We start from the raw sequence: 14,692 nt of genomic DNA on the forward strand, positions 1-14,692 counted from the left end.
GGGGAATCACGGTGAGCAGGTCTGGCCAACCCCCTGCGTCCGGAACGGCCGTTTTCAGGGACCGCCATCAGCGGTGGGCACCGGCCGGGGTGACCGGGGTCCGAGGCGGTCGGCGGGGCGACCGGCAACAGGCGGTCGCGGCCCGGGGGTGTTCCGGTACGGGCGGGGGCGCCGGCCGCGCAGGCGCGTACGGTGGGGGCCGGTGCCCGTGGAAGGACTTCAGCCGCGCGTGAGGTCAGGGCCGCCCGCCCCGGCAGGAAGAAGGACACCCGTGCCCGGTAGCCTCGCTCCCGGCGGGGCCGGCAGGCGTAACGGAAGAAGCAGGGGCGGACGGATGACGCAGCAGCAGCGCGGCTACTGGCGGGACTCGGACGGCTCGGCCGTCGCCGTCAGCCAGGCGCACATCGTGTGGACCAGGGCGGCCTACCCCGCCCTGGAGGACGTGGCACGCCGCTACCACGCGGTGATCACCCACGCCGAGCTGGCCGAGGCCGTCCAGCAGGCCTCCGGGGTGCGCACCAGCATCAGCCAGCGGCACTGGATCGGCAAGGTGCTGGCGCTGGTGGCGCGCGAGGCCCACCGGCGCGGTGACCCGCCGCTGACCGCCCTGGTGGTGCACGCGGGCGACGGCATGGTCGGCGCCGCCTACCAGGACGTGCTCGCGGTGGCCGGACAGCCGCCGATCCTGGAAGAGATGGACCGCGAGCAGCACGCCGCCGCCGCCCGGCTGGCCTGCTACCGCCACTTCGGCGCCGACCTGCCCGCCGACGGCGGCACCCCGGCGCTGGCCCCACGGCTGACGGCCGCCGTCACCCGCAAGAGCACCGCCACCGGCAAGGGCACCGCCACCCGCAAGGGCACCGCCACCGCCGCGCCCGCGCCGCGCCCGCCGGCGATCTGCCCGACCTGCTTCCTGGAACTGCCGGCGACGCGGGTGTGCGACTCCTGCGGGGCGGTCATCGCACCGTAGGACGGCTGCTCACCGGCTGCGGCTGCGGCTGCGGCTGCGTCGTGGGCGCCAGCCTGCCCGGCATGCGCCAGCCCTCGGCCAGCCGGGAGGGGGCCAGGCGCCGGCCCCCGCCGAAGAACTCGCAGAACTTCATGATCAGCGGGTCCCAGCCGACCGGGTCCACGTAGTGGTCGGTGCCCGGCACGATCAGGCGCTCGTCCACGTGGGCGCGCACCACCGTGACCTCGAAGGCGGTGCACCCCGGATTGCCCGCCAGCGCCGTGGCCGCTTCCACCCGGCACTCCAGCTGCACCGGGCACTCGGCGACCCGCGGCGCCCGCACCAGCTGCCCGGGCAGTTCACTCAGCCCGGCGGCGCCGAACTTGTCCCGCTCGTGGCGGTAGCCCTGCTCGCGCCGGTACTCGGCGATGTGCGGGTTGGCGGTCAGCAGCGCGAGGGCGTCGACGGCGTCGACCTGCGCCGCGCAGGGCAGGTTGAGCACGCACTCGCCCTCACGCCGCAGGTTCGCCGACGTCTGGGAGCTGTTGCCCAGGCCCAGCACGCACGACTGGCCCAGCCACCAAGCCGAGGACATCGGCGCCAGATTGGCGCCGCCGTCCTCGTTGCGCGAGCCGATCAGCACCACCGGGGTGCCGAAGTAGAGGACCTTGAGATCGGTGACCTTGTGCACGGGAAGAGCCGTTCCTCGCATCGGGGAAACGGGGGACCGGGGATGATCCGCCGCCGGCCACCGACTCTGCCCCCACCCGCGCACCGGCACCGGCGGGGATCGGACATCCAGTTCCCGCGCCCCTGCCGGCCGGCAGGCGCCCGCCCGACGGCCCTCCCGGCCGGCAGGCGCCCGCCCGACGGCCCTCCCGGCCGGCAGGCGCCCGCCCGACGGCCCTCCCGGCCGGCAGGCGGGTGCCCGCCGGTGCCTGCCGCCTGCCGGTGCCGGCCGGTCAGCTGACGCCGCGGGAGGCGACCGTACGGGCCTGGCCGTCGTGCAGCCGGTACGACAGCCCCACCACCGCAAGGCGTCCCTCGGCCACCCGCGAGGCCAGCAGCTGGGAACGTTCCAGCAGCAGGTCCACGGTCTGGCGGATGTGCTCGTCCACGATCGCGTCCCGGTCCTCGATGCCCGCCGCCCGCGCGGCCAGCACACTGGGCGTCACCCGTTCCACCACGTCCCGCACGAAGCCGCCGGGCATCTGGCCCTCCAGGCAGTCCACTGCCGCCGCCACCGCACCGCACGAGTCGTGTCCGAGCACCACCACCAGCGGGCACTCCAGCACCGCCACCCCGTACTCGATGCTGCCCAGTGCCTCCGCACCGGTCACGTGCCCGGCGGTGCGCACCACGAACAGGTCGCCCAGGCCCTGGTCGAAGATGATCTCGGCGGCAAGCCGGGAGTCCGAACAGCCGAACAGCACGGCGAAGGGCTTCTGTCCCGGCGCGAGCGCCGCACGCCGTCCGGCGTCCTGGTTGGGGTGCTCGGGAGCACCGGCGACGAACCGGGCATTGCCCTCCCGCAGCACCCGCAGGGCCTCGTCGGGGTCGGATATCGGGCCGGACATCGGAGAAGAGATCATGCCAGCCACCCTAGAACGCCCCTGACGGAACCCGCACCGGGGCCCCTGCCCGGGAACCGGACGGCCCGCCCCCGCACCTGCGGATGCCCCGCCGGGCCCGGCCGCGGCAGGCTCCCGCCCGTGAACACCCACCCCGCCCGGTCCTTCGCCGCCGCCCGCCGCCCGGCCACCTTCGCGGCCTGCACGACGCACGACGACCCGGACCCGGAACACGCCGCCGTGGGCGAGGACCGGACCCTGTGCCCCGACACCCCGCCCACCACCGCCCGCCTGCCGGCACCTGTCCGGGATCCGCATCGACGCCCGGTTCTGCGCACGCTGCCCGCACCCAGCCGCACCCGGCCGCCGCCGCGCCGCCGCCGCGCCGCGCCCCGGCGCCCAGGAACACCGGCACAAGCGCGTCCCGCACGCCGCCGCGGGTGCAGCGCGTGGCGGAACTGCTGGCCGCGCTGCGCTGCGGCGCGCTGGTGTTGGTGTGGCTCGACGGGTTGCCGGAGGTGCTGGCCGAGCACGCGCGGCTTGATGCCCTGACCGAGGGGGGCGCGTCCCGCACGCCGCCGCGTTCACCGCACCGGCCCTGTCGATCGCCCGTGCCGAGGACAGCCCCTGGCACTGCCCGGCCGTTCTGCCCCGGGGCGGCACCGCGCCCCTGGTCGCCCACACCCCGCGCCCCGGGGCCCGATCGTGGGGGTTTCAGTGGGCCGGGCGCAGTGCCCGCGCGGTGATGTCGTTGCGGCAGGGGCTGTGGCTGAAGTGCCGGGTGTGCCTGCGGCCCTGCGTGCCGGGGGCGCTGGTGGTGGGGGTCAGTGGGCCGGGCGCAGTGCCAGTACGGTGACGTCGTCGCGGCAGCGTCCGCCGCTCCAGTGCCGGGCGCGCTCGTCCAGCGCCCCGGGCAGGTCGGCGGCCGGGGTGCCGGCCAGCTCCGCCAGGCCCTGCTCGGCGGGGTAGAACGCGCCGCGGGCGTTCTGGGCCTCGGTGATCCCGTCGGTCAGGAGCACCAGCACCGTGTCCGTTGGCAGCGCGAAGCGCTCCGCCGTCCGCGGCTCACCGCTCAGCGCCGCCAGGCCCAGCGGCACCCCGGAGCGCAGCCGTACCGTCTCCACCCGGCCGTCGGGGTGCAGCAGGCACGGCGCGAGGTGGCCGCAGTTGACGGCCCGTACGTCGCCGCCGCGCCGCACGCACAGCACGGTGGCGGTCACGAAGCGCTCCAGTTCGCCGCTCTGCACGGCGTAGGCGTTGTGGCGCTCGACCGCCGCCTCCAGCGCGTCGGCCACCGCCGTCAGTTCCTCCTCCCGAAACGCCGCCTCCCGGAAGGCGCTCAGCACCGCGAAGCCCGTGCCGATCGCCCGCAGGCCCTTGCCCTGCACGTCACCGACCAGCACCCGGGTGCCGTACGGGGTCTTGGCCACGTCGTACAGGTCACCGCCGATCAGGGTGTCCTCCTCCACCGGCCGGTAGAGCCCGAACAGCTCCAGTTCCGCCGTGCGCACCGGCAGGGGCCGCAGCAGCTGGCGCTGCAGCGCCACCGCGCTGTGGCGCATCCGCAGCAGCTGGCGCTCGCGCCGCACCCGCCGCGCGCACAGGCCGATCACCGCGGCCTCGGCGGCCACCACGCCCAGCAGGGTGCCCAGCCGGGCCGGCAGGTCCGCGGGCGGGTACAGCGCCGAGTGGGCCGCCACCACGGCAGTGACCCACACCGAGGCGGCCACCGTCTGCGCCACCGTGCCCAGGCCCGCCAGCAGCGCCGGCAGGAACACCAGCAGCAGCACCAGGCGGGAACTGGGACCGCTGGCCGCCTGGGCGAGCAGCACCAGCGCGGTGGCCACCAGCACCCCGGCGGCCACCGCCGCGTTGCCGGGCGCGCGCGGGTAGGGCGGTTCGTCGTCTGCGGCCACCCTCCAGGGTGGCCGCAGCGGCGCGGCGAGGGCGAGCGGGCCGCCGCCGGGCGGGGGAGTTCTGGCGGCGCACCCGCTACCGTTGCCGGTGTGCCCACCCGAGTGCCCCTCGACGACCTCGTCCGGCTGCGCCGGGCCCGCGACCGCATGGACCGCGAGTACGACCGGCCGCTGGACGTGCCCGCGCTGGCCGCCACCGCCCTGATGTCGCCCGGCCACTTCTCGCGCAGCTTCCGCGCCGCCTACGGCGAGACCCCGTACAGCTATCTCATGACCCGCCGGATCGAGCGGGCCAAGGCCCTGCTGCGGCGCGGCGACCTGAGTGTCACCGAGGTGTGCATGGCCGTGGGCTGCACGTCCCTGGGTTCCTTCAGCACCCGCTTCACCGAACTGGTCGGTGAGAGCCCCAGCGCCTACCGCGCCCGTGACCACGCCGGCGGCGAGCCGATCCCCGCCTGCATCGCCAAGATCCGCACCCGTCCCGTGCGGCGCACCTGAGGTGCGGTCCCGTAGCGTGACGGGTATGAGCATCGAACTCGCGCAGTGCTTCATCGCCGTCGACGACCACGACAAGGCCCTCGCCTTCTACCGCGACGTGCTCGGCTTCGAGGTGCGCAACGACGTCGGCTTCGAGGGGATGCGCTGGGTCACCGTCGGCTCGCCCGAACAGCCCGGCGTGGAGATCGTCCTGGAACCCCCGCTGGCCGACCCGCACGCCTCCGAGGACGACCGCCGGGCCGCGGCCGAACTGCTGGCCAAGGGCCTGCTGCGCGGCGTCATCTTCCGCACCGACGACTGCGACGCCACCTTCGAGCGCATCCGCGCCGCCGGCGCCGAGGTCCTCCAGGAGCCGATGGACCAGCCCTACGGCGTGCGTGACTGCGCCTTCCGCGACCCGGCGGGCAACATGCTGCGTTTCAACCAGCCGCGCGGCAGGTAGCCGCGGGCCCGCCGCTGTCGAGGGCGGCCCAGGCGGCGGTGGACCAGCCACGCCCGGACGCCCTGGGCGGCTGCGACGGCGGGCAGCGGCGGCCACGGCAGCAGGCCGGCCGCGGCAGGCACGGGCAGCACGGCGGCGGCCACGGCCAGCACCGGCAGGGTGCTCAGCGGGGCGACGCGCGGCGGCAGGTGTGGGGGCATCACCGTGGCGCTCATCGCGACACCTGCCGGGCCCGGTCCAGGAAGGCGCGCAGCGGGGCCCAGGCGTCGGCCCGGGGCCCCGGGGTCGCCATGAAGGGCTACCGCGTCCGCTCCACCCTCGCGACCAAACGTGTGAACGAGCTGGTCGAGGCTGCTGACGAGAAGCAGCTCGACAAGACCATCGCCCGCTACGGCCGCGTCGACCTGCTCTGCATCGACGAGCCCGGCTGCACGGAACTCGACCGCCATGGTGGCGAACTTCTCTTCCAGGTCCTCACCGCACGCGACGAGAAGAACAGCGTCGCCATCGCTTCCACCGGGTCCTTCGGCGGCTGGACCAAGGCCTTCACCGCCCTCCGACTCTGCGGGCCGTCGTCGAGCGCCTCACCTTCAACGGCACCGTCCTTGAGACCGGCATTGATCCCTGGCGCCTCGCCGCCACCCGGGCCCGCAGCGGAGAAGCCGCCGGCTGAACCGTCGAGCCCCGCCCTGCGAGTCTCCCGACGTGGATGGTCCTTGTCGGCCCGCACTCGGAGATACTCGTCCGATGACGTGGTTCGAGCGGGCTCGGGAAGCGGAACAGGCGGATGACTGGGATACGGCTATCACCCTGGTGAGTGCCCACGCCGAGTGCTGCTCGGTCGACCACAACGCCCACAACAACCATCTGTGGCACATGGACTTGCTCGTCTGCGCGCAACGGCTCACTGAACTGTCGGAGCTGGCCCGCACTGACGTCCACGCACGCAGGCGGCTCAACCGATCGCTTCGCGACCGAGGGATGGAGGCGAAGCTCCACGAGCGCGCCGAAGACGGCGACCGCGACGCCCTCTACTGCTCGGTCCGGCTGCTCTGCGACACAGGCCGGACCGAGCAGGCCCGCCAAGGCGTTGAGACGCTCGCTCCCGAGGATCAGTACGCCCAGGAGATCATCACCTGCTTTGAAGCGTCATCGGGCCAGGGCCGGTAACACCGTTCAGCCACGCGCTCATCACCTGGGAGTGCCGCCAGAACTGGTGGACATTCACGGCCTCCTTGACCGACACGTGCTGCCCGAGGTCATCGACACGTGCTGTCGCTGGAAGTGAACGAAGCCACAGGGTGCGTACGGTCGGGCCGCCGGCTTCGGCGAGCGGGCCGGCCTTCCAGGTCCGTTCCTGGGAGCGGGGCTGTTCTTCACGGGAGGGCATGGCACGAGCGTTCCTCCTCACGCCGCGTCAGGTGCAAGCCGGGGCGTGCCGGGGCGCGCGGACCCGGTTTCAGGCGGTGCGCTCGGGCAGGGGGTAGTCGGGCAGGGCGATGTCGCCGGCCTTGGCGAACTGGGCGGCCAGGACGGTGCGCAGTGGCCGGCGGCCCATCCAGCGCATGGAGGCCGCGCGCAGGCGGATCATCAGGGCGCTGTGGGGGGCGTAGCCCGGCACGCCGCCGGGCGGCAGCTGCTGGGCGCGGGCCACGTAGGGGCGCATCAGCTCCTCGTAGCGTGCGTAGGCGGTGGTGAAGTCGCCTTTCGCGGCGGCGAGTTCACCGGCCAGCAGGTAGGCGCCGACCAGGGCCAGGCTGGTGCCCAGGCCGGTGAGCGGGCTGGGGCTGTAGCCGGCGTCGCCGAGCAGCGCGGTGCGGCCGCGGCTGTAGTGCTCCAGGTGGATCTGGCCGAAGGAGTCGAAGGTGAAGTCCTGGGCGGTGGCCATCGCGGCGAGCAGGCGCTCCACCTCCCAGCCCGCGCCGGCGAAACGCGCGGCGAACAGGCGCCGCTGGGCGTCCGGGTCGCGGCGCTCGACGGCGAGCGGGCGCGAGCGCAAGCCCAGGGAGGCCTTGACCTCGCCGGGCAGCCGGCCCGGCCGCACGGCGGCGACCAGCCCGCCGGGGGCGTTGTACATCAGGAACCAGCCCTCCAGGCCGCGCTCCAGCGCCGGGTCGTGGACGGTGAACCAGCAGTGGTAGCCGCCCAGCGGGCGGTAGTGGTCCCGCTCGGGGCCGAAGGCCAGGCGCCGTACCGTCGAGTGCAGCCCGTCGGCGCCGACGACCAGGTGGAAGCGGCGGGCGGGGGCGTTCTCGAAGTGGACGGTGACACCGCCGGCGTCCTCGGCCAGCGCGGTGACGGTGTCGTCGTACAGGTACTCCACGCCCTCGGTGGCCTCCCGCAGCAGGTCGGCGAGGTCGCCGCGCAGGATCTCGATCTCGGAGACGATGCCCTCGCCCCCGAACAGCTCGACGGGCATCCGCGCGGTGTGCCGCCCGCGCCGGTCCACCAGGGCCATGCCGCGCTGTTCCACGCACAGCGCGCGGGCCCGGTCCATCAGGTGCATCCGCTCGATGACGGTGCGTCCGGCGCCGCGCAGGTCGACGGCCTGCCCGCCGGGGCGCGGGCCGGGGGCCCGTTCGACGACGGTGGGGCGAAAGCCGTGGCGGCGCAGCCAGTGGGCGAGGGCGGGGCCGGCGATGCCGGCGCCGCAGATGAGGATGTCGGTGTTCTCCACACCCGCAACCGTACGCCGTACGCATCCGCCTCAACAAGGCTTGTTCTGGGGCTGATTGGGATTGGCGCCCTAGTGCACCGGGTGCCTTGGAGCGGCTCCGGGGCGGCGCGGGGGAGCGGGGGCGGGGTTGGCGCAGGCGGGGGCCGTGCCGGCACCCGGCGGGGTGCACTAGTGCGGTCGGGCGGTCGGGCGGTCGGGCGGTCGGGGCGGCCGGGCCGGGCCGAGTCGGGGCGGCCGGGTCGGGTGGGTGTGGGTGCGGGTGGGCGTGGGTGGGTGTGGGTGGGTGTGGGTGCGGGTGGGTGCGGGTCCGTCCAGGAACGGCGGAGTGGGCAGCCCCGGTGCGGGCGCCGGGGCGCGTCCCGTCAGCCGGGCCTGGCAGCACACTGCGGCGCCCGGGCCGGCGACCCCGGCGCCCGCACCGCGCCGGGCTCGTACGCCGCGCCGCGGGTGTGCGCCGCCGCTGCCGGTGACCCGCAGCCGCACGGCCGGGTCTGCGCTCGGGCGGCGAGGGCCGCGGCGACCCGGGCCAGCACGGCGCGGGTGAAGACCGGCGGCCACCGGGCGGGCGTGAACCCGGCGTCCAGGTCCCCGCGGGGCACCAGCACCTCGCAACGGCGCGCGTGCGCCGCCCGCACGGCGGGCCGCTCCTGGCCGCGTGTCCACCGCACCGGGCGCTGCCCACCCCCGGCCGGCACCCACCGGTACTCGGCCCCGGAAGCGGCCGCGCTCGCGCGCACGCCGGCTGGCAGCTCGCCCGGCCCCCGCCTCGATCTGCGCCTCGGTCTGCGCCTCGGTCTGCGCCTCCCGCTGCGCCGGGCCCGGGTCCTCCTGGGCCGGCACACCCGTGCGCGGCCAGGACCGCCGCGCCGCCCGCCGCCGGCGCTGCGCGCCGGGTGCCTCGGTACGTGCCCGCGCGACCGGCCCGGCAGCGGCGAGGGCGTCCGGACGTCGGCGTCGCTCAGGCGGGCGGTGGTGCGCAGCAGGCGGTCGGTGGCGGCGCGGATGCGGTCCGGTGCGGCCGCCGGGGCGCAGGGGGCTCGCGGTGTCCGTCCACGGACGCGCGTGGGGTGATGGCGGGGCGGGGGGTCAGGGCGTCGGTGTGCCGGTGCCCGCGGGTGCGGTGCCCATCAGGGTGTGCAGCAGGTCCCGGCCCAGGCCCAGGCCGGTCTGCGACTGGTCGGGCAGGTTGTACTCGCGGTACCACTCCGAGGGGGCCTCCGGGTGCGGGCCGCTGACCGCCACCCGCCCCGCACCGTAGGAGGCGACCAGGGCGGCGGCCCGGCCGTTGGTGTAGCGGGCCAGCACTTCCACGCCCGGGCCGTTCACGTCGAAGTACGGGCCGTCCTGGAAGTACATCTTCTGCGGCTGCCCGCGCCACAGGACGTCGAGCAGGTGGTCCTGCTCGTCGGTGACGACGGCGCCCTGGGAGCTGATGTACTGGCCGGAGTCGCCCGGCAGGAGGCCGTAGCCCGGTTCCCGGCCCGCCAGGTAGCCGCCCATGCACAGGCCCAGGTAGTGCCCGCCGCCGCGCACGTAGGAGCGCACCAGCTCCGGGGAGAAGCCCTGGTCGCGCCCCAGCAGGCGCCACGCGGTGCTCACCTCCTGCCCGTTGGTGCCGCCCGGCTGCACGAACAGCGCCGCGCCGGACAGCGCGTTCGGGCCGAAGCGGTCCGCCTCGCCGGGTCCGATGTAGCGCACCGCGAAGCCGTCGTGCTCCAGCATGTCGTGCGCGGCCTCCGGGCAGCCTTCGCAGGCGGCCGGGCCCCGGTAGACCAGGGCCAGCGGCCGGCCCTCGGGGTCCTGGGCGGCCTTGCCGGCCCTGGCCGCCTGGCCCGTGCGGGCGGCGGCGTCGCCGTTGCTGCCGGAGGGGGGCGCCCCGCAGGCCGTCGCCACCAGCACCAGCACCGCCAGCGCCAGCGCCAGCGCCGCGGTGACCCGTCCAGCCCTCATGACCTGCACTCCTGTCGCCCTCCCCGGCCTTGCTTCGTATGCTACGACGCTACGTGGCGGCCGCCCCGGCTTGCACACCGGCCACCCTGATCGGGTGAACCCCGGGGCGGTGGTTGACGGGCACGGGACTCCCCGGGCGGCCCTCACCGGACCCGGGCGGTCCTCGGCGGGCCCGGGCGGTGCTCAGCGGGCCCGGGCGGTGCTCACCGGGGCGGGTGGTCCTCAGCGGGCCCGGGCGGTGCTCACCGGGTCGGGCGGTCCTCGGCGGGCTCGGGTGGTCCTCAGGTGGCCGGGGCGGCGGGGAGGGGGTTCGGGGCGGTGGGCAGCGGTGGGAAGCGCCGCGGGCGGGCGAGGGTGAGGGCCAGCAGCAGGGCCAGGGCGCCCGCCGTGCAGGCCAGCGCGAAGGCCGCGGTGTGGCCGCGGGCACCGGCCAGCGGCCCGGCGGCCGTCACCGCCAGGCCCTGCCCGGCGATCAGCCCGCTGCCCAGCAGCGTCATCGCCCCGCCCATCCGCTCGGGCGGCGTGATCCGCCCGGCCAGTGCGAACACCGCGATCAGCGTCGGGGCCACCGCCAGGCCGATCGCGGCCACCGCCGCCGTCGCGCCCGCCACCGTGTCGACCGACAGGAGCACGAGCGACAGCAGCGCCTGCACCGCCAGGGCCGTCCGCAGCCGCGCCGTCAGATCGAAACGCGCCGAGAAGGACGTCAGGACGAACCCGGCGGCCGCACTGCTGACACCCATCGCCGACCAGACCAGCCCGCCCGCGCCCACGTCACCCCGGGCCAGGTACTGCACGCCCGTGTTGGTCGCGCCGAACACCACGCCCTGCAGCACCGACACCGCCAGCAGCACCAGCAGCGCGCCGCGGCGCGGGCGCCCCGCCGACGGCTCCCGGGCCGCCGCCGCGGGAGCCGTCGGGTGCAGCGCGAACAGCGCGCCGAAGACCGCCGTCAGCACCGCGGCGCACACCGGCCCCGCCGCCGGGTGCACCGCCCAGGCCAGCACCCCCACCAGCGCGGGACCCACCACGAAACTCGTCTCGTCCACCACGGTGTCGAAGGCGAGCGCGCCGGCGGCCAGTTCGGGCCCGTCGGGGCGCCGGGCGGCCAGCGCGATCCAGCGGGTCCGCGACAGCGGCCCGATCTGCGGCACCGTGAAACCGGTGAGCACCGCGCAGCCGGCCTGCACGGGCACGGGCAGACGGGCCAGCGCCGCCAGCACCAGGGCGGCGGTGGCCAGCGCGTTGGCCACCGACGCGGCCAGGACCACCGCACGGTGGCCCCGGCGGTCGGCCAGCCGCCCCACCAGCGGCCCGCCCACCGCCTGCCCCGCCCACAGCACCCCCGCCACCACGCCGCCGCGGCCCACCCCGGCGAGCGCGGTGACCATCAGCAGCGTCCCGGTCGGGCACAGGGCGGCGGGCAGGCGCGCGAGGAAGGAGACGACGGGCAGCCGCGGCCCGGCGAGGCGGACGATGGCGTCCACACCGCCGCGGGCACGGGCGGGCCTGCGAGCGGACACGGGGGCGCCTTTCACCGGTCGAGGGGTGCTGCTGCCCCCCAGTCCATCGCAGGGCGTGGGGCCCGGCCATCGGCGCCGGCCACCAAGCCGTGCGCCGCACCCGGGCCCGGGGCTGGAGGTTCCTCCCAGGCGTTCCTCCCAGTACGCCTTCCCGGCACGTCTTTTCGGCGCGTGTTCCCGCCGCGTGTTCCCGGTGCGTCTTCTCGTGCGCGTCCGTTCAGCGCGTTGCGGCGCGCGAGGCGTTCAGCAGGGTGCGCAGCTGCGCGGTGTGGGTGTGCAGCAGGCGTACGGCGCGGTCGGTGCCGCCGGGCAGGAAGGGCAGGACGACCAGGGCCGGGACGGCGGCGAGCACGGTGACCAGCAGCGCGGGCGTCAGCAGGGCGACCAGCAGCACTCGTTGGGCGGTGCGGCCGGACAGCGGCAGGAGGGGCAGGTGCACGGCGGTTCTCCTCGCGACGGTGGCGCCACGGCAAGGTGGCGGGGAGGAATGTGGCACCGGTCCGGTTGATCCGCCCCTGTTCGGGGCGTTCCTGCAGGTAAGGTCCGGACAACGGCCGGGTTGGCCCGGGACGTCCCGGACAACTCCGGGGATGCGGGCGGGGGTTGAGGCGATGGGCAGGCCGTGGGGGCCGATCCGGGCGCAGAGCGCCGAGGGCCGGGAACTGGCGATGTTCCTGCGTGCCCTGGTGGACGCGAGCGGCCTGACGATGACCGCGATCGCCGCGGCGCTCAACCGCTCCAAGACGCAGGTCGGTGCGCGGCTGGCCGGCAGCCGGCTGCCCGAGCGGGACTTCGTCCTCGCGCTGGTGGCCGCCGCCGTGCCCGAGCCCCGGCTGCGCGAGCGCCGGCGGGCCGAGGCCCTCGCCCGCCTGCGCGCGGCCGAGCACCCGGCCCCCGCACCCGCCCCCGTGGCCGCGTTCACGCCCCCGTTCGTACGCGCCCCGGCCCCGCAGCCGGCCCCGGTTCCGGTTCCGGCGGGCCTGGCGGTGGAGCTGGCCGAGGCGCGCAGGCAGCAGATCGACACCTACGACCGGCTGGCCAGGTCGCTGGAGCAGCAGGCCGTCCTGGAACGCACCGCGCACAACTCCGCGCAGCTGGTGATGGCCCTGCTCTACATGATCAACCGGCTGGAGCAGCGGGTCTGCCACCTGTGTGCCGAGCGCGACGAACTGCGCGGCCACGGCCGGTCCCACGAACTGGAGCAGGCCCAGCGGCAGTTGGCACGGGCGCTGGACCAGGAGCGCCGGGCCCGGGAGGAACTGCGGCGGGCCGAGGACAAGCAGCGGCGGGCCGAGGAACTCGCCGCCCGGGTCCAGGAGCAGGTACGGCGGCTGACCGACGAACTCGACCGGCTGCGGGCGGGCGAGCAGGACAGCCCGCTCGGCGCTGCGCGCCCGGTGGCCGAGGGGGTGGCGGGCGCGGCCCGCGCCGACCCGGTGGGCGACGACATCGAGCAGGCGCTCGCCAGGGCCGCGGCCGTCAACGACGCGGACGGGGAGGCGATCGAGCGGGTCAGCGAGGAACTGGCGCAGCTGGGAGAGCAGGCCCAGCTGGGGGAGCAGGCCCAGTCGGCTGTGCGGGTTGTCCCGGCTGTTGCGGACAACCGGGACAACCCCGCCACCGGGCAGGACGCCGGGCGGGCGCAGCGGGCGCGCACCGCCGCAGCCGCCGCAGCCGCCCCGGCCCTGACCCGGGCTCAGGACCGGGCGCAGATCCGGGCCCGGGCCGCCGAGGCCGGCGCCGCCGCGGCGGGCCGGGCCATGCGGCGCTGGGAGCTGCTCGTCGCGGACGCCGTGCGCGTGCTCGGCCCCGACGACCCCGAGACCCTGGCCGTGTGCGGCAACCACGCCAGGACCGTCGGCGCCGGGGGCGATCCCGCCTGGGCGGCCGAGATCTACGACGACCTGGTCGTCCGGTTCACGCGGGTCCTGGGGCCCGGTCACCGCGAGACCCTGGTCGCCCGCAACGGCCATGCCCTCAACGTCGGGAACGCCGGCGCCCACGTGGATGCCGCCGCGCTGCTCGTGGCGCTGATCGACGACTGCGAGCGGCAGTTGGGCCCCGGCCACCCGGAAACCCTGGCCGCCCGCAACAACCACGCCGTCAACATCGGACGGGCCGGGGACTGGGAGCGTGCCGCGGAGCTCTTCGGCGCCCTGGTGCGCGAGCGTCGGCGTCTGCTGGGGCCCGGCCACCCGCAGACCCTGGCCACCCGCCGGGACCGGGCCTACGCCCTCGGGCGTTGCGGCTCCGCGGCCCGGGCCGTCCGGCTCCTGGACGCCCTGGTCCTCGAATGCGCGCACCTGCTCGGCGCCGACCACCCCGAGACCCTGGCCGCCAGCCGCCTGCGCGCACAACTGGCCCGCCCGGAAATGCCCTAGTCCTCGCGCAGCGCCCCCACCACCGCCGACAGGTCCAGGTCCGCGATCGACGGGTCGGCCAGCAGGACCTGCCGGGCCGCCGACAGCACCGGGTGCCCGCCGCCCGCCAGGGCGAGGTCCTTGGCGGCCAGGCGTACCGGGAAGTCCGACTCCGTGCTGCGCGCCCGGGCCAGGGCCCCCGCGAGCGGCCCGGCCGCCAGCACCTCCAGTGCCACGTCCTGCGAGACACCCAACTCCCCGGCGACCGCGAGGACTTCGTGCAGCACGGTGACCGAGGCCACGATCCCGCCGATCACCGCCACCTTCAGTGCCGCTCCCGTGCCCGGGCCGCCGCAGCGCCGCACCCGGCCGAGGTGGGCCAGGACGGGTTCGGCGCGCTCCAGGTCGGCGTCCTCGCCGCCCGCGAGGACGCCCAGGGCTCCGTCGGCCGCCGGGCCGACGCTGCCGATCACCGGGGCGTCCACCATGGCGACGCCGTCCGGAAGTTGGGCGCGCAGGCCGGCGACGGCCTGCGGGCCGATCGAGGACATGTCGATCCACAGCGTGCCCGGGGCCAGGTGGGGTGTGAAGCGGGCGGCGACCGCGGCCACGGCGTGCGGGTCGGACAGCATGGTGACGACGATGCCGGCCCCGGCGACGGCCTCGGCCGGGCTCGCGGCCTCGGTGAGGCCGCCGGCGCGGCCGGGGGAGCGGTTCCACACGGTCAACGGGTAGCCGGCGGCGGCCAGGCGACGGGCCATCGGCCGCCCCATCCGGCCCAGGCCCAGAAAGGCGATCTTTTCCAT

The 14,692-nt window shown here is 76.2% G+C and carries 14 protein-coding genes and 1 pseudogene; 6 read left to right on the forward strand and 9 right to left on the reverse strand.

The genetic code is table 11. From position 1 onward, the window contains the following. The first annotated feature begins 334 nt into the window (after positions 1-334). On the forward strand, positions 335-970 hold the full coding sequence (locus ACIRVF_RS36915) for a hypothetical protein (RefSeq protein WP_402828194.1): 636 nt from the start codon (positions 335-337) through the stop codon (positions 968-970). On the opposite strand, the gene ACIRVF_RS36920 is transcribed toward ACIRVF_RS36915, so the two are convergent. The 3 genes from ACIRVF_RS36920 to ACIRVF_RS36930 all read right to left on the reverse strand — a co-directional run bounded on the left by ACIRVF_RS36920 (position 957) and on the right by ACIRVF_RS36930 (position 4,436). Then, positions 957-1,640, reverse strand: a complete 684-nt coding sequence (locus ACIRVF_RS36920; protein WP_402828197.1) for a flavin reductase family protein — start codon at positions 1,638-1,640, stop codon at positions 957-959. The two genes, ACIRVF_RS36915 and ACIRVF_RS36920, sit on opposite strands and share 14 nt — an antisense overlap. 271 nt (positions 1,641-1,911) lie before the next feature. Continuing rightward, a complete protein-coding gene (locus tag ACIRVF_RS36925; protein WP_402828200.1) occupies positions 1,912-2,541 on the reverse strand; it encodes a carbonic anhydrase in 630 nt (209 codons plus the stop codon). A gap of 803 nt (positions 2,542-3,344) precedes the next feature. Beyond that, positions 3,345-4,436 carry a PP2C family protein-serine/threonine phosphatase gene (locus ACIRVF_RS36930; protein WP_402828203.1) on the reverse strand — a complete coding sequence of 364 codons (1,092 nt, stop codon included), beginning with the start codon at positions 4,434-4,436 and terminating at the stop codon, positions 3,345-3,347. Positions 4,437-4,583: 147 nt separating this feature from the next. On the opposite strand from ACIRVF_RS36930, the gene ACIRVF_RS36935 reads away from it, so the two are divergent. From ACIRVF_RS36935 to ACIRVF_RS36950, 4 genes and pseudogenes are all read left to right on the forward strand, one after another. Beyond that, positions 4,584-4,934 carry a helix-turn-helix transcriptional regulator gene (locus tag ACIRVF_RS36935; RefSeq protein WP_402828333.1) on the forward strand — a complete coding sequence of 117 codons (351 nt, stop codon included), beginning with the start codon at positions 4,584-4,586 and terminating at the stop codon, positions 4,932-4,934. 25 nt (positions 4,935-4,959) lie between these two features. Further along, entirely contained in the window at positions 4,960-5,376 is a 417-nt protein-coding gene (locus tag ACIRVF_RS36940; RefSeq protein ID WP_402828205.1) for a VOC family protein, read from the forward strand. A 269-nt stretch (positions 5,377-5,645) separates the two neighbouring features. Next, positions 5,646-6,049 (forward strand): annotated as a pseudogene (locus ACIRVF_RS36945) (ATP-binding protein); the annotation flags it as partial. A 74-nt stretch (positions 6,050-6,123) separates the two neighbouring features. Further along, positions 6,124-6,546, forward strand: a complete 423-nt coding sequence (locus ACIRVF_RS36950; protein WP_402828208.1) for a hypothetical protein — start codon at positions 6,124-6,126, stop codon at positions 6,544-6,546. A gap of 289 nt (positions 6,547-6,835) precedes the next feature. On the opposite strand, the gene ACIRVF_RS36955 is transcribed toward ACIRVF_RS36950, so the two are convergent. From ACIRVF_RS36955 to ACIRVF_RS36975, 5 genes are all read right to left on the reverse strand, one after another. Continuing rightward, on the reverse strand, positions 6,836-8,053 hold the full coding sequence (locus ACIRVF_RS36955; protein ID WP_402828211.1) for an FAD-dependent monooxygenase: 1,218 nt from the start codon (positions 8,051-8,053) through the stop codon (positions 6,836-6,838). 362 nt (positions 8,054-8,415) lie between these two features. After that, complete coding sequence (locus ACIRVF_RS36960; RefSeq protein WP_402828336.1) at positions 8,416-9,057, reverse strand: maleylpyruvate isomerase N-terminal domain-containing protein; 642 nt, start codon at positions 9,055-9,057, stop codon at positions 8,416-8,418. Positions 9,058-9,139: 82 nt separating this feature from the next. Next, positions 9,140-10,003 (reverse strand): BPL-N domain-containing protein, encoded by an 864-nt coding sequence (locus ACIRVF_RS36965; RefSeq protein ID WP_402828214.1) that lies wholly within the window; start codon positions 10,001-10,003, stop codon positions 9,140-9,142. 281 nt (positions 10,004-10,284) lie between these two features. Next, the gene (locus tag ACIRVF_RS36970; RefSeq protein WP_402828217.1) at positions 10,285-11,526 is read right to left on the reverse strand and encodes an MFS transporter; all 1,242 of its coding nucleotides are present in this window, start codon (positions 11,524-11,526) and stop codon (positions 10,285-10,287) included. Between the two features lie 217 nt (positions 11,527-11,743). Then, complete coding sequence (locus ACIRVF_RS36975; protein ID WP_402828220.1) at positions 11,744-11,965, reverse strand: dTMP kinase; 222 nt, start codon at positions 11,963-11,965, stop codon at positions 11,744-11,746. A 172-nt stretch (positions 11,966-12,137) separates the two neighbouring features. Here ACIRVF_RS36975 and ACIRVF_RS36980 point away from each other — a divergent pair, with 172 nt between their 5' ends. Beyond that, positions 12,138-13,907 carry a hypothetical protein gene (locus ACIRVF_RS36980; protein ID WP_402828223.1) on the forward strand — a complete coding sequence of 590 codons (1,770 nt, stop codon included), beginning with the start codon at positions 12,138-12,140 and terminating at the stop codon, positions 13,905-13,907. Here the strand turns inward: ACIRVF_RS36980 and ACIRVF_RS36985 are convergent. After that, positions 13,904-14,692: an NAD(P)-dependent oxidoreductase gene (locus ACIRVF_RS36985; protein ID WP_402828225.1), complete on the reverse strand. Its 789-nt coding sequence runs from the start codon at positions 14,690-14,692 to the stop codon at positions 13,904-13,906. The genes ACIRVF_RS36980 and ACIRVF_RS36985 overlap by 4 nt on opposite strands.

Source organism: Kitasatospora sp. NPDC101157 (genome assembly GCF_044768255.1).
Classification (GTDB): Bacteria; Actinomycetota; Actinomycetes; order Streptomycetales; family Streptomycetaceae; genus Kitasatospora.